The organism is Natronococcus sp. A-GB1 (genome assembly GCF_029688845.1).
Taxonomy (GTDB): Archaea; Halobacteriota; Halobacteria; order Halobacteriales; family Natrialbaceae; genus Natronococcus.
This window is the reverse complement of record NZ_JARUKW010000022.1, coordinates 1-25755: the sequence shown is the minus strand read 5'-3', so window position 1 is coordinate 25755 and position 25755 is coordinate 1. Positions and strand designations below refer to the sequence as shown.

Annotated in this window: 27 protein-coding genes and 2 pseudogenes; 13 read left to right on the top strand and 16 right to left on the bottom strand. The window is 65.2% G+C overall.

Translation table 11 applies throughout. The features are described 5' to 3' along the window. From QA600_RS19955 to QA600_RS19935, 5 genes are read left to right on the top strand one after another with little or no spacing between them, the layout of a single operon-like run. Positions 1–489 carry a hypothetical protein gene (locus QA600_RS19955; RefSeq protein ID WP_278293685.1) on the top strand — a complete coding sequence of 163 codons (489 nt, stop codon included), beginning with the start codon at positions 1–3 and terminating at the stop codon, positions 487–489. Next, entirely contained in the window at positions 486–1133 is a 648-nt protein-coding gene (locus tag QA600_RS19950) for a hypothetical protein (RefSeq protein WP_278293684.1), read from the top strand. The genes QA600_RS19955 and QA600_RS19950 overlap by 4 nt, the downstream gene beginning before the upstream one ends. Beyond that, complete coding sequence (locus QA600_RS19945; RefSeq protein ID WP_278293683.1) at positions 1127–1612, top strand: hypothetical protein; 486 nt, start codon at positions 1127–1129, stop codon at positions 1610–1612. The genes QA600_RS19950 and QA600_RS19945 overlap by 7 nt, the downstream gene beginning before the upstream one ends. After that, on the top strand, positions 1609–2079 hold the full coding sequence (locus QA600_RS19940; protein ID WP_278293682.1) for a hypothetical protein: 471 nt from the start codon (positions 1609–1611) through the stop codon (positions 2077–2079). Before QA600_RS19945 ends, QA600_RS19940 begins: the two co-directional genes overlap by 4 nt. After that, the gene (locus QA600_RS19935; protein WP_278293681.1) at positions 2076–2792 is read left to right on the top strand and encodes a hypothetical protein; all 717 of its coding nucleotides are present in this window, start codon (positions 2076–2078) and stop codon (positions 2790–2792) included. The genes QA600_RS19940 and QA600_RS19935 overlap by 4 nt, the downstream gene beginning before the upstream one ends. Before the next feature lie 41 nt (positions 2793–2833). Here the strand turns inward: QA600_RS19935 and QA600_RS19930 are convergent, their stop codons facing one another. From QA600_RS19930 to QA600_RS19920, 3 genes are read right to left on the bottom strand one after another with little or no spacing between them, the layout of a single operon-like run. Continuing rightward, positions 2834–3607, bottom strand: a complete 774-nt coding sequence (locus QA600_RS19930) for a DUF5803 family protein (protein ID WP_278293680.1) — start codon at positions 3605–3607, stop codon at positions 2834–2836. A 1-nt stretch (position 3608) separates the two neighbouring features. Continuing rightward, on the bottom strand, positions 3609–4283 hold the full coding sequence (locus tag QA600_RS19925) for a DUF2110 family protein (protein WP_278293679.1): 675 nt from the start codon (positions 4281–4283) through the stop codon (positions 3609–3611). Further along, the gene (locus tag QA600_RS19920; protein ID WP_278293678.1) at positions 4283–4807 is read right to left on the bottom strand and encodes a transcription factor; all 525 of its coding nucleotides are present in this window, start codon (positions 4805–4807) and stop codon (positions 4283–4285) included. Before QA600_RS19920 ends, QA600_RS19925 begins: the two co-directional genes overlap by 1 nt. Before the next feature lie 116 nt (positions 4808–4923). On the opposite strand from QA600_RS19920, the gene QA600_RS19915 reads away from it, so the two are divergent. Continuing rightward, the gene (locus QA600_RS19915; RefSeq protein ID WP_278293677.1) at positions 4924–5574 is read left to right on the top strand and encodes a hypothetical protein; all 651 of its coding nucleotides are present in this window, start codon (positions 4924–4926) and stop codon (positions 5572–5574) included. A gap of 269 nt (positions 5575–5843) precedes the next feature. Here QA600_RS19915 and QA600_RS19910 read toward each other — a convergent pair whose 3' ends face one another. After that, on the bottom strand, positions 5844–6389 hold the full coding sequence (locus tag QA600_RS19910) for a tRNA (cytidine(56)-2'-O)-methyltransferase (protein ID WP_278293676.1): 546 nt from the start codon (positions 6387–6389) through the stop codon (positions 5844–5846). Positions 6390–6492: 103 nt separating this feature from the next. On the opposite strand from QA600_RS19910, the gene QA600_RS19905 reads away from it, so the two are divergent. After that, the gene (locus tag QA600_RS19905) at positions 6493–6708 is read left to right on the top strand and encodes a hypothetical protein (RefSeq protein WP_278293675.1); all 216 of its coding nucleotides are present in this window, start codon (positions 6493–6495) and stop codon (positions 6706–6708) included. A gap of 119 nt (positions 6709–6827) precedes the next feature. Here the strand turns inward: QA600_RS19905 and QA600_RS19900 are convergent, their stop codons facing one another. From QA600_RS19900 to QA600_RS19855, 10 genes and pseudogenes are all read right to left on the bottom strand, one after another. Next, on the bottom strand, positions 6828–7283 hold the full coding sequence (locus tag QA600_RS19900; RefSeq protein ID WP_278293674.1) for a universal stress protein: 456 nt from the start codon (positions 7281–7283) through the stop codon (positions 6828–6830). A gap of 2 nt (positions 7284–7285) precedes the next feature. After that, positions 7286–8950 (bottom strand): cation acetate symporter, encoded by a 1665-nt coding sequence (locus QA600_RS19895; protein ID WP_278293673.1) that lies wholly within the window; start codon positions 8948–8950, stop codon positions 7286–7288. Next, positions 8947–9354: a DUF4212 domain-containing protein gene (locus QA600_RS19890; protein WP_278293672.1), complete on the bottom strand. Its 408-nt coding sequence runs from the start codon at positions 9352–9354 to the stop codon at positions 8947–8949. Before QA600_RS19890 ends, QA600_RS19895 begins: the two co-directional genes overlap by 4 nt. A 61-nt stretch (positions 9355–9415) precedes the next feature. Continuing rightward, entirely contained in the window at positions 9416–11386 is a 1971-nt protein-coding gene (acs, locus tag QA600_RS19885; protein WP_278293671.1) for an acetate--CoA ligase, read from the bottom strand. Positions 11387–11646: 260 nt separating this feature from the next. After that, entirely contained in the window at positions 11647–13905 is a 2259-nt protein-coding gene (locus tag QA600_RS19880) for a bacterio-opsin activator domain-containing protein (RefSeq protein ID WP_278293670.1), read from the bottom strand. A 127-nt stretch (positions 13906–14032) separates the two neighbouring features. Beyond that, the gene (gene acs, locus QA600_RS19875) at positions 14033–16009 is read right to left on the bottom strand and encodes an acetate--CoA ligase (RefSeq protein WP_278293669.1); all 1977 of its coding nucleotides are present in this window, start codon (positions 16007–16009) and stop codon (positions 14033–14035) included. A gap of 98 nt (positions 16010–16107) precedes the next feature. Continuing rightward, positions 16108–16596, bottom strand: coding sequence for a universal stress protein (locus QA600_RS19870; RefSeq protein WP_278293668.1), 489 nt, complete (start codon positions 16594–16596; stop codon positions 16108–16110). Positions 16597–17058: 462 nt separating this feature from the next. Then, positions 17059–17226: pseudogene (locus QA600_RS19865) on the bottom strand (monoamine oxidase); the annotation flags it as partial. A 54-nt stretch (positions 17227–17280) separates the two neighbouring features. Then, positions 17281–17877, bottom strand: coding sequence for a GNAT family N-acetyltransferase (locus tag QA600_RS19860; RefSeq protein ID WP_278293667.1), 597 nt, complete (start codon positions 17875–17877; stop codon positions 17281–17283). A gap of 85 nt (positions 17878–17962) precedes the next feature. Continuing rightward, positions 17963–18358 carry a universal stress protein gene (locus tag QA600_RS19855; RefSeq protein WP_278293666.1) on the bottom strand — a complete coding sequence of 132 codons (396 nt, stop codon included), beginning with the start codon at positions 18356–18358 and terminating at the stop codon, positions 17963–17965. Positions 18359–18618: 260 nt separating this feature from the next. Here QA600_RS19855 and QA600_RS19850 point away from each other — a divergent pair, with 260 nt between their 5' ends. From QA600_RS19850 to QA600_RS19835, 4 genes are read left to right on the top strand one after another with little or no spacing between them, the layout of a single operon-like run. Further along, positions 18619–19875 (top strand): ABC transporter substrate-binding protein, encoded by a 1257-nt coding sequence (locus QA600_RS19850; protein WP_278293665.1) that lies wholly within the window; start codon positions 18619–18621, stop codon positions 19873–19875. Positions 19876–19928: 53 nt separating this feature from the next. Beyond that, positions 19929–21917, top strand: a complete 1989-nt coding sequence (locus tag QA600_RS19845) for an ABC transporter permease (RefSeq protein WP_278293664.1) — start codon at positions 19929–19931, stop codon at positions 21915–21917. Then, entirely contained in the window at positions 21917–22717 is an 801-nt protein-coding gene (locus QA600_RS19840) for an ABC transporter ATP-binding protein (protein WP_278293663.1), read from the top strand. The genes QA600_RS19845 and QA600_RS19840 overlap by 1 nt, the downstream gene beginning before the upstream one ends. Beyond that, positions 22714–23436 carry an ABC transporter ATP-binding protein gene (locus QA600_RS19835; protein WP_278293662.1) on the top strand — a complete coding sequence of 241 codons (723 nt, stop codon included), beginning with the start codon at positions 22714–22716 and terminating at the stop codon, positions 23434–23436. The genes QA600_RS19840 and QA600_RS19835 overlap by 4 nt, the downstream gene beginning before the upstream one ends. A gap of 43 nt (positions 23437–23479) precedes the next feature. On the opposite strand, the pseudogene QA600_RS22840 reads toward QA600_RS19835, so the two are convergent. Next, positions 23480–23671, bottom strand: a pseudogene (locus tag QA600_RS22840) (DUF4442 domain-containing protein); the annotation flags it as partial. A 69-nt stretch (positions 23672–23740) separates the two neighbouring features. After that, positions 23741–24379, bottom strand: coding sequence for a helix-turn-helix domain-containing protein (locus QA600_RS19825; RefSeq protein ID WP_278293661.1), 639 nt, complete (start codon positions 24377–24379; stop codon positions 23741–23743). Positions 24380–24477: 98 nt separating this feature from the next. Between QA600_RS19825 and paaA the strand changes: the two genes are divergently transcribed. Further along, on the top strand, positions 24478–25419 hold the full coding sequence (gene paaA, locus QA600_RS19820) for a 1,2-phenylacetyl-CoA epoxidase subunit PaaA (RefSeq protein WP_278293660.1): 942 nt from the start codon (positions 24478–24480) through the stop codon (positions 25417–25419). Positions 25420–25421: 2 nt separating this feature from the next. Continuing rightward, positions 25422–25739: a 1,2-phenylacetyl-CoA epoxidase subunit PaaB gene (paaB, locus tag QA600_RS19815; protein WP_278293659.1), complete on the top strand. Its 318-nt coding sequence runs from the start codon at positions 25422–25424 to the stop codon at positions 25737–25739. The last annotated feature ends 16 nt before the right edge of the window (positions 25740–25755 follow it).

The window sequence follows — 25755 nt, the reverse complement described above, 5'->3', positions numbered from 1 at the left end:
GTGGGCCACGCTCGACCGGACGTACGTGGCCAGACGACCCAGGACTTCGTCGTCGGGATCGGTGTCTTTCTGCTGGCGGTCGCGCTCGTCTTCGCCGCGATTCCGTCGATAGCGACGCCGGCCGATCCCGTCGGGGATGCCGAGCGCGGGCAGGCCGACCGGATCGCGGATCGGCTCGTCGCGGAGTTCGCCACCCACAACGAACTCGACGGCGATCGGCTCGTCGACGAACTCGGAGCCGACGGAATCGAACACCGATCCGAACTCGAGGGCGGCCCGGCCGACGAGGTCGGCGTGCGCCTCGAGCGACTCGACGGAACGGCCCTCGAGCGCGCGGACGGTTCGCCCGTTCTCGAGGCGGAAACGGCGCCGTACGAGGGCCAGCCCGCGGCGAGTTCGACCCGGCTCGTCGCGCTCGAGGGGTCGTTCGAACTCGAGTCGGGAGCGAACGAACCAGCCTCCCGCCTCGTCGTGAGGGTGTGGAAATGATCGGAAGCGACGGTCACAGAGGACAGGCGTACGCCCTCGAGGGAACGATCGCGGCGACGATCCTGCTGGTCGCGTTCCTCATTGCGGCGCAGTCGGCGGTCGTCGCGCCGGCGACGGAGGATCCGGACCGAGCGACCCAGTCTCAGCTTCAGCAGGAAACCCGGGACGCGCTCGTCGTCGCCGCCGGCGAGGGCGATCTCTCCGCGATGGTTCGGGGCTGGCACGACGACGCGTCGACGTGGGCCGACGACGCCAACGCGGGCGAGAGCGCGTTCTACGGCACGGATCGGCTGCCCGCCGACGGGGACGGCGAGCGAACGTACGGCCCCGACGCCTTCGCCGAGCGGTCGACGCTCGGTGCGATCCTCGAGGCGCGGTTCGGCGACGAGGACCGTCGCTACAACGTCGAGATCGTCGCCGACGAGGGGAACGATGGGGCGATGCTGGTCGATCAGGGGTCGCCGTCGGCCAAAGCCGTCACCGCGAGCTACGTCGTGACGCTCCACGAGGATGACCGTCTCACCACGGCGGGGAACCGGATCGGACTCGAGCAAGCCTACGAGGACCAGGGGTATCCGATCGCACCGGCAGATGACACCGGGACGGTCTACGCTCTCGTGGAGGTACGCGTGACCGTATGGTAGACGAGTCCAACCGTCCGAGCGAGCGAGCCCCGCAGGAACGAGGCCAGATGGTCGTCCTCGGTGCGATCGCGCTGGCGGTCGTCGTGTTCGGGATCGTCGCCACAACCGGGGCGCTCGAGGCCGGATCGACGACCGAGACGAGTGCCGACGCCGGCGAACAGGCCGTCGTCGAGGCGGAACTCGAGCGAGGGGTCGGCTGCCTGCTCGAGAACGCGAGCGAACGGGCAGAGGCGGAGGAGGAAGGGCTCGAATCCGCCGTCGACGACGACCTCGAGGGGTTCGCCGACCGGTACGGGGACGCCCGCGCCCACTCGAGTGCGACGGTGGTCGACGTCAAACTCGAGGGCGTCGGGCTTGACCGTGCCGACGACACGGATGAACTCGAGAACGCGACCGTCCGCGTGACGGCCGACTCCGCTGACCACCGCACCGAGCGGACATCGACGATCGAAGCGGGCTGTCCGGGGGACGAGCCGTGATCGACGACGGAACCGCGGACCGGGGCGTTACGATGGCCGTCACGCACGTCCTCGCGCTCGGAATCTCGGCTGCGCTGCTCGCGGTCCTACTGGCTGGCTCCGGGGCCGTTCTCGAAACCGAAACAGAACGGGCCGCCGAGCGTTCCCTCGAGACGGTGGGACAGGAGCTGGCCGGTGAGATCGAAGCCACAGATCGCCTCGCTGCTGGCGGAGGCGCCGAAGCGGTCGCCCGTGCCGACGCGCCACGAACGGTCGCGAGAACCGGCTACGCCGTCGAAGCCCGAAGCAACTGTCCCGGAGCTGCGAGCGACACGGGCTGTCTCCGGCTCTCCGCACACACCGTCGACGCGACCGCCACCGTCCCGGTTTCGGCCACAGCCACCCTCGAGTCGAACACCGTTTCGGGCGGACCGATCGAGATCGTCGTCGAGGACGAGCGAGTCACGCTCGAGGTGGAGGACCAATGAGCCGGGAGCGAACGGCGCGGAACGACCCCACGGATGAGCGGGGGATTTCGGCAGTGCTCTCGTTCGTGCTCGTTTTCGGGATCGTGCTCGGATCGGTCGCGATCCTCTCGGTCGCGGGGTTCGGGTTGCTCGACGATCAGCGGGAGGCCGAGGAGCTTCGAACGGCCGAACGGGGGGTGACTTACCTCGCAACTGATCTCGACGAACTCGCCCGCTACGACGGGCTCGAGCGTCGAAAAGCCGCGTTGCCGGTCGACGGCGGGACGCTCGTCGTCGACGAGGGAGGAACCGAACTCGAGGTCACCGTTGATGGCGAACCGGTTGCTGACGAGGGACCGATCGAACTCGGAACGCTCTCGTACCGGTCGGGTTCGGAGACGGTTGCGTACGATGGCGGTGCCGTGGTTCGGAGCGACGAGGCGGGGGGTCAGCTTCGTCGCCAACCGACGGCGACCTGTCGCGAGGAGCGGGCAACCGTCTCGCTCGTCCAACTCGAGACGGACGGGCGATCGGTCCACACCGGCGGACAGGTCGCGGTGACCGCACGGGTCGTCGAGCGCTCGAGTCGGACGGTCGACGTCGAGGACAGCGTCACCGTAACGGCCGCCGAGACCGATCACGAGGAGACCTGGGAACAACTGGAGAACGAGTGGACGGACTGCGATCCCGATCAGGTGCGACTGACCGTCACGACCGTCTCGCTCGAAACCTGAGTTCGGCCGAAAGAAGCGGTCTCGGCGGGGGACAGGGCGGGTTATTTCATGCCGGGCGGCGGCCCGTCGTCCGAGTCGTCGTCGATCTCGACGTCCAGTCCCATCTCCTCGCGCTGTTCTTTCAGCTTCTGGACCTTCCGGTAGTAGTAGGCCATCGCCCCACCGCCCAGCAGGACGACGGTCCCGACGAGGCCGGCGAACAGCGGAATGTCTCGGGTGAGGTAGTACCGCAGCGAGATCGTGCTGTCGACCTCGTCCCAGACCAGCCGCTCGCGGTCGTCAACGACCTCGCGTTCGTAGCCACCCGGGCTCACGTCGCCGAACAGGAAGTTCGAGGTTCGGTACCCCTCGGAGAGCGTCACCTCGTAGGAGCCGTGGACGTAGGCCGGGAGCTGGAACGTCCGGCTGCCGGCGCTACCCGAGAAGGCAAGCGTGCCGTTCCCGTCCGGCACCTCGACCTCGGTGCTCGAGCGGCCCTGATCGATCTCGAGGTCCGAGCCCGTTACCTCTGTCCCGTTGGGGTACCAGTAGCGGACGCTGTGGATGTCGAGTGCGTCCTCGGTGTAGAGGCTCGAGCGGTACAGCGAGAGCTCCTCGGTCTCGTTGAGGTCGTACACCGCGCGGAACTCGCCGCTGGTGAGGACGGTGCCGCCCTCGATGTCGATGGCGACGTCGGCGTCGCTGTCCTGCAGGTCGTCGTACTCCTGCTCGCGGTCGAGGTCCTCGTCGGAGATGCCGCCGAAGATCGCCGAACAGCCGGCCGTCGTCGCCAGCAGCGCGACCGCGATCACCGCGAGAGCGAGCCGCCGATTCATGCTAGGGAACGACACATCGCAGCTCCGCGGGGAGGTACTCGCCGACGCTCGCGAGCAGGCCCGGGGGATCGGTGCCCTCAGTACAGATCACGCTCTGCTCGAGCAGGCCGAGGCGCTCGACGGTGACGTAGTCCTGGGCGTGGCCCGCGCGGTTGAGCGTCGCCCGGACCTCGGCTCGCGTGGCGCTGTTGACGTTGAGTCGGCCGTCGCCGCGGGTCCAGTCGTAGAGGCGGTCCTGTTCGTCCGACGTGAGTCGAGACGGTTCCTCGTCGCCACCGTAGACGAACCGCATCGGCAGATGCTGGACGAGGCCGTAGCGCTCACGAATCTGGGTCGGCGAGCCGGGGCCGAGCCCGAGCTCGTCGGCCGGGATCTCGACCGGTTGGCCGGCGTCGAGGACGAACCCCTCCTCGCTCCAGGAGTCGAGCGTGCCGACGTAGGTCTCACCGGGCTCGAGTTCGGGGGCGATCTCGCCGAACTCCTCGCGGAGAACGTTCTCGGCGACGACGGCGTCCTCGCCTTCGACGGTGACCTCCGGAAAGTCGTCCTCTCGGATCGAGAGGTCGAACGCGACGTCGAGTTCGCCGATCTCGTTGCCGATCAGCGACCGCAACGAGTCCAGCGAGCGTTCGCGGGCGTCGCCTTCCACGTAGAGTTTGGTTGCGAGTACGACCATCAGGCGTCCGCGTCGATGTTCAGTTCGTCCTCGAGCTCGTCGAGGCGGTCGTCCATCGCGTCGACCAGGCGGTTGTTGTCCATCGATTCCACCGGCGAGCCACACTCGGGACACTCGAAGCCGAAATCCATCGCCTCGCCGAACTCGAAGCGGATCGAGCAGATCTCACAGAGGTAGAACTCGTGATTGCGCTCGTACTCCCGTCGATCCTCCAGGGCGTCGTGGAGCCGGTACATCTCCTCCTCCAAGTTCTCGGGGATGTTGTCGTACTCGAACGTCCAGAGGTAGGTCAGCCAGCCCGAGTCCTCGTCGCGCAGCCGGCGATAGCTGGCGAGGTCGTTCTCGTAGAGAATAAACAGCGCGCGCCGCACGTCGTTCAACTCGAGATCCAGCTCCTCGGCGAGCTCCTCGTCGGTCACTTCCCCGTCCGGCGGTGCCGCCGCGACGGGCATCCCCGTGGGACCGACCAGCTCGTGCAAGTACTTCTGGATGACCGGATCCTCGAGCAGGTCCTCAAAAGCCATTGCCTACACGTAGCGCGATGTGGCCATTAAGTCTTTTGAGCGACGACGTGCCGAGCCGACGGGCTCGGCTCGAGAATTACAAAGGTATATGGGTTGATATGACGTTCGACCGAACGATGACGTCGTTTCGAGCGGCGCTGGGCGACGAACTCGATCCGATGGGGACCGCCGGAGTGACGGCCGTGGTCGCCGTTTTCGCGGTTCTGGGGGATCTCTCGACCGGTTCGGTGGTCGCGATCCCGGCGGGACTCGTCGCCCTCGCCGCGCTCAGGGCCGTCTGCACCGTACGCGGGTACCCCGACGCCGCCGCCGGAGCCGTCCTCGGCGCGGTCGGCGGAGTCGTGTTCGCGTTTCTCGCCATCGACGACGGCTCCGTCGTCCTCGCCGTCCTCGCCGCCGTCGCCGCGTGGCTCTGTCTCGACTCGCTGTACGACCTCCGTCTCGGGATTGACCGCTCGAGCGAACCCGACGAGGATATTTCGGAAGCGGAATACTACCTCGTCTCGGCCCACGGCTGGGCGATTCTCCGGGAGCTTCGCGAGGCCGACCGCCCGCTGTCGCGCGCGGAACTGCAGGACCGAACGGGGTTACCCGACGATGACTTCGAGCGCGTCCTCGAGACCGTCGGCGAGTCGGGGCCGATCGAGCGGGTCGGCACGGGGTACGCCCTCGACGAGTCCGAGACCGGTGTCGGTGCGGTAGTACGGCTGGTCGGTGCTCGGCTGCTTCGTCCCCTTCGCCTGTTCCGGCCGGCCGTCCCCCGTTGAGATCATCCGCAGCTCGGAGGCGTGGTACGGCGCGCTTTAAGCGCAGAATTACTGCGTCCGCTCCCCTGCGAGTCCAGGCGACCTCCTCGAGCGGCGGTGTTGTTCCGTGGCCGTGCCACAGTGGATTATATTCCGGTACGTCTCGGAGAAAACATGTGCCGTTCCGGTAGCGATGCCGGTCGTATGGACGACGCTCGGAAGGGACGTATCGCCGGACTACTCGGAATTGTCGGCTCCGTACTGACGATTCTCTGGGGATCGGGACTGCTCTAGTCCTCGAGCGACTCGACGCGCTTGCCCGTCTCCATCGGGATCACCTCGCGGTCGGCATCGACCCACTCGCGCTCGAGTTCGCGGCCCTCGAACAGGCGGTCGAGAAAGACGGCCAGACCCGCCACCTCGGAGTGGGGCTGGTTGGTGACGCCGACGTTCCAGTCGGCGGCCTCGTAGACGTCGAACGGGACCTTCTCGGAGCCGACGACGACCAGCAGCGGCTCCCGGTCGTCCTCTCGGGCCGAGCGGATCTCGCTCTCGACGTCCTGGATCCGCTCGCCGTACATCGTGAGGTGGACGACCCGACCCTCCCAGTTCCGGATCAGCGCCTGTGGCGAATCGGTCAGTTCGGCCTCGAAGGGTCCGCCGAACCGGTCGGTGATATCGTCGACGGTCTCGAGGGACTGGCCGGCGTTGTCGGGGATCCAGATGCGGTCGGCCCCGAGCGCGCGCGCCGTCAGCCCGACGTGGGTCGTCATCCGTTCGTCCCGGCCGGGGCGATGGCCGAGCCGGAGGACGGCGACCTCGGCTGTCTCGTTCATACCGGGGTTCAGTCCCGGCCGGGGTTAGGGGGTTTCGCTTCGTCAGCGGGAGCCGGTTGGACAGCGGCAGGCTTTTCGACGCGCCGACGGAACCGTCTACCCGATGACGAACTTCGGCGAGTGGCTCGAGAACGCGCGCGAACAGCGGTGGGGGATCTTCGTCGACCTGGTCTTCGCCGTCAGCTGGGTGACGATGGTCGAGATCATCTTCCGGGTCCTCGAGGGGCCGACCTGGGCCTACTACATGTTCATGCTCGCGGGGATCGTCGCGTACTTCGGGTTCGTGACGAGTCTCGAGATGGCGTCGAACGAACAGTGATACGGATTGCTGTAACGATGTACCGGCGCAACCGCCGCACGGGTCGCGGTTACGCCGGTAATGACTTACAGTAAACCGTATGAGAGCGGAAAACGGAACGTGGCGGAGCCGCCGGCGGGTCAGTTCTCCCTGTCGACGACCAACACCGGAATCTTCGTCGAGCGCAGCGTCCGTTCGGCGACGCTACCGAGCAGGGCTCGCCGGACGCCGCTGCGACCGGCCGAGCCCATGACGATCAGGTCGACGTCGTTGTTCGCCGCGTAGTTACTGATCTGTTTGTGTGGCTGTCCGGCGACGACCGCTTCCGTGATGTCGATGTCGTGGGCATCGGCTTTCGCCGCGACGACGCCCGTCGCCTCGTTGGCTCGCTGCTCGAGTTCCGGCATATCGCCGAACTGGCCCTGCCGGATGCGATCGACCTGCTCGGTGCCGAGGCCGACGTCGATCGCGCTCGTATCGACGACGTACAGTGCGTGAACGTCGGCGCCGTACGTTTCGGCGAGGTCGATCGCGTGTTCGACTGCGTATTCGGCGGTGTCGCTTCCGTCGGTTGGGACGAGTATCGTGTCGTACATGGTTAGTCGTCTGCGGGGGTGCCGCCGTCAGCGGCGGCGTCTTCGGCCGATTCCATCTGACTCATCGGCTCGGGACTGTGGCACTGCCTGACGAGACGCTTGACGTGCTGTGGCGGTTCGTCGGTGACGAGCGAGACCAGGATGATGATCGTGAAAACGACAGGCACGCCGATCAGTGCCGAGGAGGTCCCCGGCAGCCAGACGGCGAGTGCGGGGATCACCGCGTCCTCGACGCCCGTGTACATCGGAATCGCGGTGTCGTTCAGGATTGCACCGAACGAGATGGCGATGCCCGTGAGCATGCCGGCGAGCGCCCCCTCCCTGGTCGTGTTCTCCCACCAGAGTCCGAGGAAGAACACCGGGAAGAAGACGGTGCCGGCGATCGCGAACGACATCGCGACGAGTTCGCCGATCAGCGCCGGCGGATTGAGACCGATGATCACCGTGAGGATACCGATCCCCAGGATCGTCGAACGGCCGACGATCAGCTGTTCGCGCTGGGTCGCACCCTCCTTGTAGAGGTTCGTGTAGATGTCGTGTGCGGCCGCCGACGACGCCGAGATGAACAGTCCGGCGGTCGTCGCGAGTGCGGCTGCGACCGCACCCGCAGCGACGAGCCCGACGAGCCACTCCGGCAATCCTGCGAGCTGTGTCGTCAACACGACCAGCGCGTCGGCCTCTTGACCGGCCATACCGGTGAAGCCGCCGCCCTCGGTCACCTCACGGTCGTACAGCAGGCCGCCGAACGCGGCGTAGGTCGCGGTGCCCCAGTACAGCAGGCAGATGAAGAACAGGCCCCAGACGGTCGACCAGCGGGCGGTCCGCTCGTTGTCGACCGTGTAGAACCGCACGAGGACGTGGGGAAGCCCACAGGTACCGACAATCAGACTGAACGCGAGCGCGATCCAGCCGTAGTAGCCCACGTTCGCGAACGGCTCGACGAACTGTGCCTCGAGGCTCGCCGCCTCGGCGACCTGCGGACCGGCCTCCAGGTACGGTATGGCCAGCGACCAGCCTTCCGTCCAGCCGGTCGCGTACAGTCCCAGCGTAAACGCGATGATGAGGATGACGTACTGGATGGCCATGTTCTTCGTCGTCCCCAGCATACCCGAGAGGGCGACGTAGCCGATGGTGACACCCATCAGCAGGATAACGCCCACCTCGTAGGAGACGCCGAAGATGTACTGGGCCATCAGCCCCATCCCGCTTGCCTGTCCGATCGCGTAGGTGAAGGCGATCATCAGCGTCGTGAACGCCGCGATGCCCCGGGCCCACTCGGAGTAGAACCGGTCGCCGACGAAGTCGGGCGCCGTGTACTTTCCGAACCGGCGGAACTGTGCGGCCATGAAGATGAGCAGGATGAAGTAGCCCGTCGTCCAGCCGACGACGTACGCGAGCCCGAAGTACCCGAGCGTCGCGATCAGCGCGGCGACACCCAGGTACGAGGCGGCGCTCATCCAGTTCGCGCCGATCGCCATCCCGTTCTCGATCGAACCGATCGAACGACCGGCGACCCACAGTTCGTCGACCGCTGCGACGCGGAAGAAGTAGCCGACGCCGAGGAACAACGCCAGCATCACGACGACTGTCAGTGCCGGAATCAGCTTGAACTCACCGACGTCCAGCGCCGTCTCCTGGAGGACGATCAGATCGATAGCCTCGATCATTCGTTACCTCCGTCGGCAGCGACGGTGCCGGAGTCGGTCTCCTCTTCGGTCTCGTGGGAGATGCCGTACTTGGTGTCGAGCCGGTCGCGTTGCATCGCGTAGCCGACCGACAGCAACAGCGCGGCAAGCGGCGTGAAGATCGCTGCCAGGAAGAAGTGCAGCGGGAACCCGTTGAGGATCGTCGTTTCGGTCATCAGATCTGGCGCGAGGACGGTGGCGGTCGTCGGTCCGAAGACGACCAGGACCCACGCGGCAAACGAGATCCAGATCACCTTCAGGTGATCCCGCATGAACGGTGTCGCTGGTTTGAAGATGTTTATCTCCTTATCGAGGTACGCCTCGGTCTTGACCCCGCCGTCGGTTTCGACGGCGTCGTCCGTGTCTTGGGTGGTATTCTCTGTCATATTAACGCGTTCATGTGTTGTGTCGTGGTTGGTGAGTGGTTTCGAAATGAAGACAGGACGCTTAGTCCTGCACCTGCTCCGCAATCTCGTCGACGACCTCGGGGTTGCGAAGCGTCGACGTGTTACCGAGTTCGTTGCCGCTCGCGATGTCCTCGAGCAGGCGGCGCATGATCTTGCCCGAGCGGGTCTTCGGGAGTTCGGGCGTGAAGACGACCGATTCGGGTTTCGCGATCGGGCCGATGGCGTCGACGACGCCCTCGACGATCTGCTCGGAGAGTTCGTCGTCGCCCTCGTACCCGTCTTCCGTGATGACGTAGGCGTAGACGGCCTCGCCTTTCACGTCGTGGTCGCCGCCGACGACCGCGGCCTCGGCGACGCCCTCAACGCCGACGATCGCGCTCTCGATCTCCATCGTCCCCAGCCGGTGGCCGGAGACGTTGATCACGTCGTCGACCCGACCGAGAACGGTGATGTAGTCGTCCTCGTCGATCTTCGCCCCGTCCTCGGGGAAGTAGACCCACTCGTCGGCATCGGGGTCGGAGTACTCCTCCCAGTACTCCTCGATGAACCGATCGTCGTTCCGGTACAGTGTCCGGAGCATACCGGGCCAGGGCTTCTGAACCGTGAGATAGCCGGCCTCGCCGGCACTGACTTCGTCACCCTGTGCGTCGACGATTCGCGTGTCGACGCCGGGGAGTCCCGGACCGGCGGAACCGGGTTTCATGTCGTTGACGCCCGGCAGCGTGGTGATCATGTGGCCGCCGGTTTCGGTCTGCCACCAGGTGTCGACGATCGGACACTCCTCGTTGCCGATGTGCGTGTAGTACCACTTCCAGGCCCGCGGGTTGATCGGCTCGCCGACCGTTCCCAGCAGGCGCAGCGAGGAGAGATCGTGTTTCTCCGGGTACTCCTTGCCCCACTTCATGAACGCTCGAATGGCCGTCGGTGCCGTGTAGAAGACGTCGACCTCGTTCTTCTCGACGATCTCCCAGAACCGGTCCTTCTCCGGGTAATCTGGGGTTCCCTCGTACATCACCGTCGTCGTCCCCAGCGCGAGGGGGCCGTAGACGATGTAGGAGTGACCCGTGATCCAGCCGATGTCCGCCGAACACCAGTAGGTGTCGCCGGGCTCCAGATCGAGCACCGCCTGGGAGGTCCAGGCCGTGTACGCCAGGTAGCCCGCGGTCGTGTGTTTGACCCCCTTGGGCTGGCCCGTCGTCCCCGAGGTGTACATCAGGAACAGCATGTCCTCGGCGTCCCGTGTAACGGGCTCGACGGTCTCGCCGCGGTTCTCGTCGACGAGTTCCTCGTAGTCGTGTTGGTCGTCCTCGAGCGAGTGGTCCAGGTCGTCGCCGAGACGGTCGACGACGACGGTCGTCGTCTCGTGGTCGACGTCCTCGAGGCCCTCATTCGTCTTCGAGATGTGATCGAGTGCGTCGCCCCGGCGGTAGTAGCCGTCGGCCGTGACGAGGTACTCGCTGGCCGCGGAGTTCATCCGCGTCGCGAGCGCGTCGGCGGAGAAGCCGGCGAAGACGACCGAGTGGGGCGCGCCGATCCGTGCACAGGCAAGCATCGCGACCGTCAGCTCCGGAATCATCGGCATGTACAGCGTGACGACATCGTCCTCCTCGACGCCGAGGTCGCGGAACGTCGCGGCGACAGCCTGAACCTCCTCTAAGAGTTCCTCGTAGCTGTACGAACGGGTCTCGCCCAGTTCGCCCTCCCACTCGACGGCGGTTCGATCGCCGTCACCCGACTCGACGTGCCGGTCGATGCAGTTGTAGGAGGCGTTGAGTTTACCGCCGCCGAACCACTCGTAGAACGGTGCGTCACCCTCGTCGAGAACGGTGTCGTACTCCTGCTCCCAGGAGAGCAGGTCTGCTGCCCCCTCCCAACACTCCGGCCAGTTCTCCTCGAACTCCTCGTAGATCCCCTCGTCCGTTACGTTCGCCTGTTCGACGAACGATTCGGGCGGCTCGAAGGTATCCTGCTCCTCGAGCCGCGCCTCCAGACTGACGTCGTCCTGTGACATGGTACAACCACTCAGTACACAACAGCCATAGTAAAGCCCGCCTCTAGTTGTACAAAACGAGCCCCGAATTCCGGGGAAACCAGTGACAGCCGGCTAACCAGTCGGGCCGATATCGACCGGAAATCGTGACCGTCATCGATCCGGTTCGGTCGCGCGACGACGAACACCGAGGCGCGCCGTCGACGGGTGGGCGACGAACGGCGGCCGACGCTAAGGACCTAGGTTCATGCCGTGAGTCCGTTCGTCGTTCGTCGATCCGACTACTCCTCGCCCGACGGGTCGTCGAAGAACGTCCGCAACAGTTCGTGTTGGCCCTTCCGGAGGTGGCTGTGCAGCGTCGGCGAGGAGACGCCCATCGCGTCGGCGATCTCCTCGGCGGTGCTCTCGCGGGGCCAGTCGTAGTATCCCCCGGAGTAGGCGGCCCGGAGCGCGGCCTCCTGTCGGTCGGTGAGTCGCTTCTCCAACCCCTCCCGGAACTCCCGGCCGGTCTGAACCGGCCGTTCGGTCTCGCGTTTTCCGGCCAGTTCGGAGTCGGGAAACGCAGACCGCAGCCCGGCGACGATCGTCCGGATGTCGGCGTCGGCCGCACACTCGGCCGTGATCGTCGCGGCGCCCCCCTCGAAGCGCGCCTCACAGACGGTGACGCCGTACTCGGTCAACGTCAGCGTCGGCGAGGAGCCCTCGACCACGAACTCGAGCCGGCAAGCATTCTCGTAGGTCTCGATAAGTCGGCAGTCGCTGATCCCCGGATCGGCCTCGGCGCGCTCGAAGACCTCGGTCGGCGACGCGCCCTCGAGGCGGACGTAGTACAGCTGCGTCGAGTCCGAGAGCGGGACCAGCGAGTCCAGCTGGAACCGACAGTCGAGCCGCCGCGTCGTCTCGACGAAGAACGAGCCCTCGTCCCGGCAGACGAACTCGAGTTCGACTACGCGATCCGACAGCAGGAGGTTTCGCCGGCGGATCGCGGCGATCGCGTACCCGACCTGGCGGCCGATCGTCTCGAGCCACGCCCGTTCGGCCTCGCCGAACGCTTCCGGCCGTTCGGTCGCGACCGATAGTCGTCCGTACACCGTGTCACCGTACCACAGCGGAACGGCCGCGACGCGGCCCTCGAAGCCTCCGGCGTCGTCCCCGAGCGTCGCCTCGACGTTCGTCACGACCGAAACCGACCGCGCGTCGGCCGTCTCCGCGATGCCGACGGCCGGCTCGTCGCTCCCCGAGAGCCCGGTTCCGGAATCCGCTCCGTCACCGCGGGGGCGGGGCTCTCGATCCGGGACCGAGGGATGCGGCTCGCTCCAGTCCTCGGGAACGAGCCGATCGACACGCTCGGCCTCGAGACCGCTGGCCGTTCGCCAGTTTCCGTGGCGGTCCGAGTGGGTCGTCCGATCGATCCAGGCGACGTCGTAGGTGCGTCCCTCGGTAAGGGCCTGACAGGTGACGGTTTCGACCGCCTCGTGGCTCGTCGCCTCGAGCAACGCGTCCGTCAGCGCCCGGTGGCGGGTAGCGACGTCGTACACCTGCTCGAGCGTCTCGCGATCCGAGCGAACCTCCTCGAGGCGGTCGTGGTACTCGGAGACGTCGTAAACCAGCAGCGCGAACCCCTGAAGCCGGTGTCGATCGTCGCGCAGCGGCGTGACGATCTCGGTCGCACGAAACCGGCTTCCGTCCCTGCGGACGCGCCAGCCCTCGGCCTCGTAGCCCGACTCCTCGAGGGCCCGGGTCAGCGTCTGGTCGGGCCGACCCCGCTCGACTGCCTCCTCGGCGTACAGCGTCGAGACGTGGGTGCCGACGATCTCGCCCGCGCGGTAGCCAAAGACCGACTCCGCGCTCCGGTTCCACCGATCGACGTAGCCGTCGGCGTCGAGGCGGACCAGCGCGCAGCGTTCGCTCGCCGCGAATAGCGATCGAACGACGCTGCCGTCGCTTACCGAAGCTCTGTTCCCGGTGCGGTCGGTCGAGCCCGTTTCGACCGCGGCGAACTCGTCGACGATCTCCGCGTCGGTCGGGCTCGGCAGGTAGGATTCGAGGGCCTCGAAGCTCCCCCAGCCACCGACCCGTTTGACCACCAACGGGTTGATTCCGTGGTCGGTCAGCGCGGTCTCGAGGAAGTACCGCCGGAGACCGTCCGTCGAAACGTCCTCGAGCGCAGACTCGTCGAACCGCTCGCTCGCCCGCGCTGCGACCTCGGTTACGAGCATCTGCAGCCGCCGCGTCGAGACCGAGAACACCGGGTCGTCGCTCGAAAGCCCGTTGCTCCGCGCGTACCGTCGTAGCTCCCGCTCGACCCCGGTTGGCAGATATGCGACTCGTGACTCGGGGAGGCGGAGCAGATACCGGGGGGGATCGGTCCGCACCTGATCGATGGCGTCGATCGTCACCCGCGTCAGTTCGGCCGGACGGAGACCCACCTCCCCGCAACAGCGGACGACCAACGCCTCGCGGTAGGTCTCGGCGGCGGCGAGAAGTGACTCGTACTGCTCGCGAGAGACGGCGGCGGGCCCGGGCTCCTCGAGACTCACGCTTCGGGTATTTTGATTCCGCGAAAATAACTGTATCGGCATCGTTCAAGTAGACCTGGTTGCTCGCTGATATAGCAGGTAGATGGAGATGAGACCAGTTTCGCAATCGTTGTGTTCGCGTAGCCCACTACTCGGTCTGGACCTCGGTCTGGATCTCTCCGACGATCTCGGGATTGCGGAGCGCGCTCGTATCGCCCAGCTGGTTGCCGTTCGCGACGTCCTCGAGCAGGCGGCGCATAATCTTCCCCGAACGGGTCTTGGGGAGTTCGGGCGTGAAGACGACCGATTCGGGTTTCGCGATCGGGCCGATCGAGGACTCGATACTCTCGACGATCCGCCCGCGGAGGTCGCCGTCGGGATCGCAGTCGGCCTCCGTGCTGACGTAGGCACAGACCGCCGTTCCGTCGGCCTCGCTCGAGCGGCCGACGACCGCGGCCTCGACGACCCCGTCGACGCCGGTGATCGCCCCCTCGATCTCCATCGTGCTTAGCCGCCGTCCGGCGACGTTGATGACGTCGTCGACTCGACCCATGACGGTGATGTAGCCGTCCTCGTCGACCGTTGCCGCGTCGCCGCTGAAGTACCACCACCGATCGTTCTCGGGCTCGGCGAACTGGCTCCAGTACTCGGAGCGGTACCGCTCGTCGCCGTCGTACAGGGTGCGGGCCATCCCGGGCCACGGACGGGCGATAATGAGGTAGCCTGTCTCGCCGGGATCGACGCGGTCGCCCTCGGCGTCGACGACGCGCGCGTCGATCCCCGGTAGGGAGGGGCCGGCCGAGCCGGGTTTCATCTCGTCGACGCCGGGTAGCGTCGAGACGGTGATCGCACCGGTCTCGGTCTGCCACCAGGTGTCGACGATCGGCGTCTCGCCGCCGCCGATGTGGTCCCGGTACCAGTTCCACGGACGGGCGCTGATCGCCTCGCCGACCGTTCCCAGCAGGCGCAGCGAGGACAGATCGTGTTTCGCAGGGTACTCCTCGCCCCACTTCATGAACGCCCGGATCGCGGTCGGCGCGGTGTAGAAGATGTCGACCGCGTTCCGATCGACGATCTCCCAGAGGCGATCCCGGTCGGGGTAGTCAGGGGTGCCCTCGTACATGATCGTCGTCGTTCCCAGCGCGAGGGGGCCGTAGACGATGTAGGAGTGGCCCGTGATCCAGCCGATGTCGGCCGCACACCAGTAGGTGTCCTCGGGTTTGACGTCGAGCACCGCCCGCGAGGTCCAGGCGACGTGGGCGAGGTAGCCGCCCGTCGTGTGGACGACGCCCTTGGGTTCGCCCGTCGTGCCGGAGGTGTACATCAGGAACAGCATGTCCTCGGCGTCCCGCCTGACCGGCTCGACGGTTTCGCCGCGGTTGTCGGTGACCAGCGCCTCGTAGTCGTACTCCCGCTCGCTGAGCACGTGGGGGAGGTCGTCACCGAGGCGGTCGACGACGACGGTCTCGACGTCTTGCTCGAGGGTAATCAGGGCGTTGTCGGCCTTGCTCTTCTGATTGAACGCGTCCCCGCGGCGGTAGTAGCCGTCACAGGTCACCAGGAACTCGCTGTCGGCGGCGTCCATCCGGGTCGCGAGCGCGTCGGCAGACAATCCCGCAAAGACCACCGAGTGGGGTGCGCCGATCCGCGCGCAGGCAAGCATCGCGATCGGCAACTCGGGGATCATCGGCAGGTACAGCGTGACGATGTCGTCCTCTTCGACTCCGAGATCAAGTAGCGCCGCTGCGAACTCGTTGACCGCGGTCGCCAGATCCTGGTAAGTGTAGGTCTCGCGCTCGCCGCGCTTTCCCTCCCACCGGATCGCCGCGTGGGTCTTCCGTCCGGCCTCGAGGTGGCGATCCAGACAGTTGTAGGAAGCGTTGAGCTTCCCGCCCGAGAACCACTCGTAGAAGGGGGCGTCGTCGGCCTCGAGGACGGTGTCGTACTCCCGCTCCCAGGAGAGCAGATCGGCTGCTCGCTCCCAGCAGTCGGGCCACTCCGTCTCGAACGCCTCGTAGACGGCCTCCTCGGTCACGTTCGCCTGCTCGACGAACGACGCGGGCGGGTCGTGGGATGGTCCCGCCGGCACCGACGCGTCGGCGTCCCACCCGTTACGGTCGACCATGTCTTAGTTGACCCGAGGTCGCTCAGTCGAATAAACGTTCCTCCGATCGGCGTCCTCGAGCGGATCCCGCTCGCGGCTCGAGGCGGTCGGCACGAGCGCTACGACCGCACGGAGTCGACGTCCTCGACGTCGCCGACCTCGGACTCGGAGTGGCGGACGACGTAGACGTCGTACCGGTGGTCGTTCGCGACGGGACTCCCGACGCTCGACTGCGGAGAGATCACCGATCCTGCGTTCTCCGAGCCGATGAAGACGACGCTGGCGCCGATTTCGGCGGCGATCCGTTTGATCTCCCGGACGACGTTCGTCGTCGCCGTCGCGGTCGGTTCGTCGGAGCTGACGCGCTCGACGCGGAACGTCGCCTCCGGTGCGATGTCCGCGACGCGTCGCTGCATTCCCGAACCGATCGCCTCGGGATCGAACGGCTCACCCTCTCCGATCCAGCCCCGGTCCCGGGCGTACTCCTCGTCGTCGGGAACGACCGTCAGGGCGACCACGTCTTCCTCGAGGAGGTCTCCGAACGTCGAAGCGCGCTCGAGCGCCTTTCTCGCGAGCACCGAACCGTCGAACGGAACGAGCAGTGACATTACGCCTACCCACACTGACGGTGGAGGTAAATGTTCGGTCTCGAGCAGTCCTCTCGATGTCGAACGAAGGTGTTCGGCGGCCGGTGTCCACGGGAACGAATCGATACAGAATTGAACACACACTCGAGAATGAGCGCACATAATATCACATTTATAATTATATCAAATATAGTACTTAAGGAGAGATTATCGATTCAGTGGTGACCTAGCGTTTGAGTGGCTGGCGACGCTCTATAGCACATCTGAGGCATGGTCAGAGTTCTTAGAACGAATAGTCGCTGAGACAGCTAGCGGGCAGTAGAGACGACCTGCGCAACGGTTCGGAGTCAATCGGGTTACCGCACCCAAGGAAAAGATTTCTCACACTATGGGTGTATACTATCATACTTTATACTCACGAATCGTCGGAAACGTTCCCCAGGACAGTCACTCCATCGTGATGACCGCCCGAGTCGACCGCCCTCACCCCCTGGTTTTGATGAGGAACTTCATGTCGCCCTGAAAGACCACGGTACCCTCCTGGTTGGTCGTCTCGGTGTCGAGGGCGACCAGTCCGGCGTCGTCACGGCTGCCGGCGTCCTTGACGTCGGTGACCTCGATCTCGAGCGAGAGCGTGTCATTGATCGAAATAATCCTACTAGCGTGGATGAGCGTCAAGTCCGATTCGGTACCAGGTGACGAGTACTACGCGCTCACAGGTCGTTCCGCCGGCGGGAGTCGAACCGTCTCGATGATCGGTTCGTCGAACGGGAGGCGCATCCGGATCTCACCCCCATCTTGTGCAACCGCCTCGAACCCCATCCGTCGGTAGACGTGGCACGCACGCTCGTTTTCCGCGTCGACATCCAAAACGAGCGCCTCGTGGCCGGCGTCGGCGGCGTACGCGATCACGTGTCGGCAACACTCGCTCCCGATCCCCCGGTCGTGGTAGGCGGGATCGACGAAGACGATGAACTGGGGCTCGACGCTCGAGCGTGGGGCGTAGGTCGCATGACCGACTACCTTCCCGTCGTGGACCGCGACGATCGCGAATCCTCGCTCAAGCAGCCGCTCGAGCCAGTCCTCGATCCGGTCGCGGCCGACCGGCGGCAGGCCCATCGAGCGATGTGCGTCGGGATACCCCTCGTACATCGACACTAGGTCCTCGAAGCGCGACGGGGTGTACGGTTCGACCAGAACCGGTTCTCCGCGCTTATCGACGAACCGCGGACACCGCGGCGGACACTCGGCGGTTCCCTCGCAGTTCCCGGGGTCCCACGCGCTGCAGGTATCGGGTGTCATCGGCGTTCATGTGTTACCCGTTGCCACAGACGCCTCACTCCTCCCCCGTACATATGGACCATTTAAATTCCGCTTTGGCCTGTAGTTACTGCTCCGGGCTGACGGTGACGACCGGACGGTCGGTACCGAGGATGACTGACTGGGTGACACTGCCGAAGAGGACCTTCCCCGTCGGCGTTCGTTTTCGGCCCGACAGACAGATCAGATCCACGTCCAGTTCGTCGGCAGCTGCGATAATCTCGGACGCCGGGTCGCCGCTCGTCTCGTAGTACTCGTAGTCGACGCCACTCTCGTCGAACGTGTCGGCAGCGTTGCGAACGCCCTTGAGTTGTGGAATCGATTCCCCCTCGGGGTTCTCCTGAAAGACGTGAACGAGGGTTGCCGACACCTCCTCGGTCGCTGCCGGGAGCGATTCGATCGTAGATGCCTGTGCGAGTGCGCGGTGCTCGTCGGTATCAAGCGCGACCAGTACGCGATACATACTCGAACGAATCGCATTCGATCATCATAATTTCTACGGGTCACGGACGAGGGGCCGCGACGCACCCCCTAATCGGTAATGTCTCCCCCTCCCCGGCGATGATTGGTTTCTTAACAAATAGAGTTGTTTCAATAAAACAGTGGTATATCGTTCAGAGCTGGCGATTTCGTCCCTTCCCTCCCACCGACCGAGATATCTATAATATAAAACCCCTACAAATAGTGGTCGGTACTTATGACCTACTGTATTCAACTGATCGTATGGGTCGAGATGACAGATACCATGGGAGTAGGCGGCAGGTTCTCCGAGCCGTCACCGCGGGGAGCGTCGTTGGGGTGACCGGTCTGGCGGGCTGTGTTGGGGATCCCGAAGAGGCAGCGAACGGTGAAGAAGAGTTCGACACGATCGAACTTGGCGTACTCGAACCGTTTACCGGTCCGTTCGCGGATCTTGGAGAGGAACGAACGCAGGGGACCGAGCTTGCGATCGAAGAGATAAACGAGAGTGACGAGTTCGATTTCGAGATCGAGTACGAGACGTACGACACCCAGTCCGACCCCGAGGATGCGCTCTCGGAGGCCAGCGAGGCGGTTCAGTCACAGGGGGCGCAGTTCCTTACCGGCTGTATCTCGAGCGACGTGGCGCTATCGATGAACGATTTCGCACTCGACAACGAGGTGCTGTACACGCCGGGGGCGGCGGACGTCGCGATCACGGGCGAACGGTGCAACGAGTACGTGTTCCGCTTCGAGACCAGTACCGCCCAGATCGCCGAGGCGATGGCCCAGTGGACCTACGAGGAACAGGGAGACCAGATCTTCTACCACCTGGCGGACTACGCCTACGGCGAGTCCGTCAAAGAGGAGTTCTCGAGCCGAATGGCCGAGTTGAGCGACGACTACGAGGAGGTCGGCGAAACCCGAGCCGAATTCGGTGCGGGCGACTTCGAGGCCTACATCACCCAGATCGAGGGCGCGGCGGACGAGGCCGACGCGGTCGTCATCGGGAGTACCGGCGAGGATCTCACGACTTTCCTCTCGCAGGCCGCTGACCGGGGTCTCCCCGACGAGATACCCATCGTCACGACCACCGCTTCGTTTACTCCGGTTCGAGCGGGTGCGGGCGACGCAGCGACCGGCGTGTTCAGCGGCGTGCGATACTATCCCGACCTCGAGATGGGAGACAACCACGAGTTCGTCGAGGCCTACGAGGCCGAGTACGACGAACTGCCGGACAACTTCTCGCGGGTCGGCTACGACTCGATTCGGATGATGGTACGGGGAATCCAGGAAGCCGGATCGGACGATCCGACCGAGGTCGCCGACGCCCTCGGCGGGCTCGAACAGGAGACGATCTTCGGATCGAACGAGTTCCGCGAGTGCGACGGCCAGGCCGTGAACCCGGTCTGGATGGGCGAACTCGTCGAGGGTGACGATCTGCCGGACGTCGAGATTCTGATGGAGATCGACGGTGAGGAGGCGATTCCGGCCTGTGAAGAAACCGGCTGTGAACGATAGGGATCGCGGAGAGGTATTTCGACAATGCACGGAACGACTCGCCGACCGAAGTTATGCTAGGAACAGCCATTCAACAACTGTTAGACGGGATCACCCTCGGGCTCGTGTACGTGCTGCTTGCCGCCGGCCTGTCGGTCATCTTCGGCGTGATGAACGTCATCAACTTCGCCCACGGCGAACTGGCCGTCCTGGGCGCGTACCTGGCGGTCGCGATCACCATTCAGACCGGTATCGGCAGCACTGCGTTCGTCGCCGCGCTCGTGATCGCGCCGTTTCTGGTCGGGATCATCGGTGTCGCGCTCGAGCGCTACACCGTCCAGCCGCTGTACGGTCGGAACCCGCTCTATCACATCCTCTTGACGTTCGGTCTCGTGTTGGTGATCAACGACCTCGTCTACCTCATCTGGGGGACGGGATCGTTCAGGCTTCCCCGACCGGAGGTTCTCACCGGAACGATCGGTGCGTTTGGGCTCGGCGTCAGTTCCTACAACGTTTTCATGATCGTCAGCGGCACCCTGATGGCGTTTGCCGTCTGGGCGCTGCTCGAGTACACCAAGTACGGGCTGATCATCCGGGCGGGCTCACAGGACCGCCAGATGGTCCGGAACCTCGGGATCGAGATCGATCGCTACTACTCGCTGGTCTTCGGTGTCGGCGCCGGGCTCGCGGCGTTCGCGGGAATCATCCTCGCCGGCAACCGACAGGCGAACCCCGAACTCGGGATGTCGATCATCATCCCGGCGTTCGTCATCGTTGTCCTCGGCGGCCTCGGGAGCTTCAAGGGCGCGGTCGTCGGCGGGCTCCTCGTGGGAATCCTCCAGGAGTCGATCCTGCGGCCGTGGGTCCCCTGGCTCGAGGGGATGGTGATCTTCGTGCTGATGATCGCTATCCTCCTGATCCGACCTCACGGCCTGTTCGGCACCGAACTCGCCGAAGAGGGTGGCAGCGAACGGCTGCTCGCCGGTCGAGCCGGGGGTCTGCTCGAGCGGGGCACCCGGCTCAAACTCGGGCTCGTGATGGTCGGCGTCCTCGCGCTGGTGCCGATCGTCGCCGGGTTGCTCGGCAACCAGTTCTGGGTCACGTTCGGCTCCCGAGTCCTCGTGTGGGCGCTGTTCGCGCTCTCGCTTGACTTCGTAATGGGCTACACCGGGCTGGTGTCGCTCGGACACGCGCTGTTCCTCGGCCTCGGCGCGTACGCGGTCGTGCTCGGGCTGATCCACGTGACGAGTTCCGTGTTCGTCGCGCTCGCGATGGCGATCGCCCTCTCGGCGGCGATCGCGTGGATCGTCGGCTTCCTCTCGATCCGCGTCGCCGGCGTCTACTTCGCGATGATCACGCTGGCGTTCGCCGAGCTCTACTACAACTTGCTCTATCGCCTCGAGATCACCGGTGGCTCCGAGGGGATCGGGCTGATCGGCCACGACTACTACTACGGCATCGCAGGGCTCGGCGCGTCGCTCGACGACATCGCGTTCTTCGTCGGTCCGGTCGTGTTGACCGGCCACTCGCTGTTCTACTACGTCGTGCTTGGCGCGCTCGTCGCCTCGTACTTCGTCACCCGGCGGATGCTTCAGTCGCCGTTCGGCTCGGTGCTGAAATCGATCCGGGAAAACGAGGAACGGGCGACGTTCCTCGGCTACAACACGGTCGTCTACAAGCGCCGCGCGTTCGTCGTCAGCGGCGCGTTCGCGGGCCTCGCGGGGGGACTCTTCGCACTCAACAACGCGTTCGTCTCTCCCTCGGCAGCGGAGTGGCTGAAATCCGGGGAGGTAATCGTGATGGTCATCCTCGGCGGGATGGGGACGCTCTACGGCCCGATTATCGGTGCCGGCGCGTTCTTCGGGCTGGAGCAATTGTTAACCCACTACACTGGTCGATGGCGGCTGGTACTGGGGACGATCTTCGTCCTGTTCGTGATCTTCCTCCCGCGTGGGCTGGTCTCGGTGCCGACGCTGCTCGCGCCGTACCTACCCGGCGGGCCGGGTCCTGCGGCGGATCCCGGACAGTTGCCCGAGGACGCGGGCACGGAGGGTGATGACTGATGGCCGCAGAAACTCGACCCCACGATCGGCGGACCGACGGCGAAACGATACTGGAACTCGACGGGCTGACCAAGACGTTCGGTGCGTTCGCGGCGATCGACGACGTCTCGATGACGGTCGAACGCGGCGAGTTCCGCAGCGTCATCGGGCCGAACGGCGCCGGCAAAACGACGCTGTTCAACCTCATCTCCGGAGCGTTGTCCGTTACCGAAGGGACCGTTTACTTCGACGGCGAGGAGATTACTGACCGTTCCCCACCCGAGCGCGTCGCCCGCGGGATCGGCCGGTCGTTCCAGATCTCCAACGTCTTCGGCGGACTCTCCGTCCGCGAGAACATCAGACTCGCGGCCCAGGCCGACCGCCGTAGCGAGTACAACCTGCTCGAATCGTTCTTCAAACCGACGAATCGCTACGAGGAGATCAACGCGGAGACCGGGCGCATCCTCGAGCGCATCGACCTCACACACGTCGCCGAGGAGGAGGCGGACGCGCTCGCGTACGGCGACCGACGGCGTCTCGAGATCGGTGTCGTGCTCGCGACGGATCCGGACCTGGTCCTGTTCGACGAGCCGACAGCCGGGATGAGCGTCGAGGAAACCCGGGAGACGATCGACCTGATCGAGGAGGTTCTGGTCGACCAGACGCTGCTGCTGATCGAACACGACATCGAACTCGTTATGGAACTCTCAGACCGCATCACCGTGTTGAACAGAGGCGAAATCCTCGCAGAAGGAACACCAGAGGAGATCGCCGAGAACCGCGACGTACAGGACGCCTACCTCGGAGGGATGACAGAATGAGCGCCGAGCCATTACTCGACGTCGAGAACGTCGAGGCGGGGTACGGGGAGACGAAGGTGCTTCGGGAGCTGTCGCTGTCGGTCCAGGAAGGCGAGATCGTCTCACTGGTCGGCCGCAACGGCGCCGGCAAGACAACGACCCTGCGCTCGATCGTCGGTATCATCTCCCCGACGAGCGGAACCATCACCTACCGCGGAACCGATATCGCCGACCTCGACGCGACGGAAACGGTCCAGCAGGGACTGGCGTTCGTTCCGGAGGAACGGCAGATCTTTCCGGAGCTCACCGTCAAGGAGAACCTCGAGCTCGCCGACTACGGTGGCGCGCCGGACGTCGACTCGTTTTCGATCGGCGAGGTGCTCGAGATGTTCGAGAACCTGAAAGAGCGCGCGTCGAACCCCGGTTCGTCGCTCTCGGGTGGCGAACAGCAGATGCTCGCGATCGCGCGCGCGCTGGTCGGCGGCGCTGACCTCATCTTACTCGACGAGCCGACAGAGGGACTGGCACCCTACATCGTCCAGGACGTGATGGATATCGTCGAAGAGCTCAACGAACGGGGGATCACGATCCTGCTGGTCGAACAGAACGTTCACGTCTGTCTCGAACTCGCCGACCGAAACTACCTCATCGACCAGGGGGAGATCGTCTACGAGGGGACGTCCGCGGAGCTCGAGGCCAACGAGGAGATCCTCGACAAGTATCTGGGCGTGACGGCCTGATCGCGGCCGTTCCGGGCTCGCTCGGGTCAGCGCTCGTAGACGCGCCCGCAAAACTCGTGACTCGCTCGTCGTCTCCGTCGGTGACGAGGGCCTCGTACGCCGCGGCGAAGGCCGCGTCGGCGAGAGAGTAGATCGCTCCGCCGTGGGGGCTCCCGTGGAAGTTCGTGAGGTCCTCGGTGATCTCGAGGGTTGTTCGTGTGTTCCCCGGTTCCAGCGAGCGGAGTCGGATACCCAGCGCCTGACAGTACGCGTCGTCGAACCTCTTCCGTCATATCGTGCTACAGCGACTCGCAACGAAAAGGATCTAGCGGAACATCTGCTGGAACAGCGCCGCCTCGGCGCGACGGAGCCGCTCGAGAAACGCCGACTTGCTGATCCCGAGCTCGTCGGCGACCGCCTCGGAACTGGCTCCGCGGGGGATCTCGAAGTACCCCAGCTCGAGGGCCGCCCGGAGACACTCCTCCTGGGCGGGCGTGAGGTTCCAGCGCCGGCTGGGAGATTCCCTGGCCTCCGACTCGAGGGGATAGACGCGTTCGAGTTTGACGCCCACGGTCTCGCCGGCTGCCTCCATCACGCCCTTGAGGACGTCGCGACCCACGACCGCCCCGGCGATCCGGGCCGCGCCGTCGCGGTACCGCAGCGTCTCGACGATGAGCCCGCTGTCGATCAGTCGGTGGACGACACACGGGTGTTTCGACAGACACCGGTACCGCGAGCGACCGTCGGTTCGCGAGGCGTGGAGATAGGAAATCCGGTCGTCCTCCTCGAGGACCCGCGTGAGTCGGTCACTCGTCGGCGCGCTGAACTGCAGCAGGTCGTTCCCGTCGCTGCGTCGCTGTGGCGGTCGGGCGTCGATTTCGACCCCGACGTCTCGCGTCGCTTCCGCGAGCGGGCAGTCGTCGTTGCGGACCGTAAACTCCACGACGAGACACTCGTCGATCATGAGATGTGTAGTCGTAGTTCGCACGCGATAGTATTTAAACTCCCGTTATGTGGCGGTCAACTGCTAAGGACGCAACTGTCGTAGTTTATAATGAAATCATGGACCTGGACACAGTCAAACAACGCGCGGGGCCCCGGGAGTTCAGCTCCGCGGACGACCTGCCACGGGAGTACCGGGAGGCCGCGACGCGGATGATCGAGTTCCACGCCAACAGCGAGATCATGGGCGCCTACCTTGAGCGGCCGTTCATCCGGCAGGCGCCCAGTATCGACCGGAAGCTGGCGTTCTCGGCGAAGGTCCAGGACGAGATCGGCCACGGCCAGTTGCTGTACCGCGCTGCCGAGTCGCTCGGGATCAAGACCCGCGAGGAGATGCTAGACGACCTCGCGAACGGGGACGGCAAGTTCCTCAACTGCTTCCACTACGAGATGGACGACTGGGTCGAGACGCCGATGATCGCCTTCTTCGTCGACGGGGCGGCGATGCGCCGACAGGCGACGCTGCGCCGAACCAGCTGGGAGCCCTACGCCCACGCGATGGACAAGGTTTGCTTCGAGGAGGGCTTTCACGTCAAACACGGCGAGGACATCCTTCGCGAACTCATGAGCGGCTCGCGCGCCGAACAGCAACGGACCCAGGAGGCCTTCGAGGAGTGGTGGCCCCGCATCATCCAGTTCTTCGGGCCGACCGACGACAAGAGCACCCACCACGACTTCGCCGCCTCGGTAGGGCTCAAACAGAAGTCCAACGACGAACTTCGGGACGCCTTCCTCGACCAGTATATTCCGAAGGCCCGGAGATACGGCCTCGAGATCCCCGACGAACCCCGCATTCGCGAGCGCGACGACGGCACCTACGCGGTCGAGGAGGGCGACCTCGACTGGGAGGAGTTCTTCACGATCGCGAAAAACGACTACGAACCCGGCCTCGGCCAGATCAACGGCCGGAAGCAGGCCCAGGAGGCCGTCCAGTGGGTTCGCGACACGATCGAGGACGACGCCACAGCCGCCGGCGGCCACGCGCCGCAGGCGGCCGACTGACCATGATCTGGGAAGTGTTCCGACAGGAGAAAACCGGTGGGTACCACACCCACTGTGGGAACGTCCACGCACCCGACCGCGAGATGGCAAAGCAGTTCGCCGCCATCCAGCACGGCCGACGCAAGCCGACCAACAGCCTCTGGGTCGTCCCTAAGGACGAGGTCGGCGAGATCGACAGCGAGGACGTCGCCTTCGGGGGGACGACCGACAAGGCCTACCGCTGGGCGACCGCCTACAACACCACCGGCGAGGACGCCCGCGAGGTCCTCGAATCCGAGGACGAGCAGGCGACCGCCGAGCGACAGCGAGGTGACGACTGATGGCGGCGACCCTAAA